Source organism: Streptomyces diversicolor (assembly GCF_057537855.1).
Genome location: NZ_BAAJXA010000161.1, coordinates 1 through 530, shown reverse-complemented (window position 1 = coordinate 530; position 530 = coordinate 1). Strand labels below are relative to the sequence as shown.

The window sequence follows — 530 nt, the reverse complement described above, 5'->3', positions numbered from 1 at the left end:
ACCTGGGGCATCTACAGCGGCTACGAACTGTGCGAGAACACCCCCCTGCGCGAGGGCAGCGAGGAATACCTCGACTCCGAGAAGTACCAGCTCACCCCCCGCGACTGGGACACCGCCGCACGCGAGCACCGCACCATCGCCCCCCTCATCACCCGCCTCAACACCATCCGCCGGCACAGCCCGGCCCTGAGGCAGCTGCGCGATCTCCACTTCCACCACGCCGACAAGGACGAGGTGATCGTGTACAGCAAGCGGAGCGGATCGAACACGGTTGTGGTGGTCGTGAACCTCGACCCGCGCCACACCCAGGAGGCCACGGTCTCGTTGGACATGCCGCAACTCGGCCTGAACTGGCACGAGTCGGTGCCGGTGCGCGACGAGCTCACCGGCGAGACCTATCACTGGGGCAGGGCCAACTATGTGCGGCTCGAACCGGGTCACCGGCCCGCGCACATCCTCACCGTCCTGCGACCGTCCAACCCGCAGATCGGAGGGTCACCCACACCATGACCGTCAACGAGCCGGTCCCG

At 67.2% G+C, this 530-nt stretch carries 1 pseudogene; it reads left to right on the top strand.

Going from position 1 to position 530, the window contains the following annotated elements:
- A pseudogene (locus AC27LF_RS45630) lies at window positions 1–510 on the top strand (alpha-1,4-glucan--maltose-1-phosphate maltosyltransferase); the annotation flags it as partial.
- Window positions 511–530 lie beyond the last annotated feature (20 nt).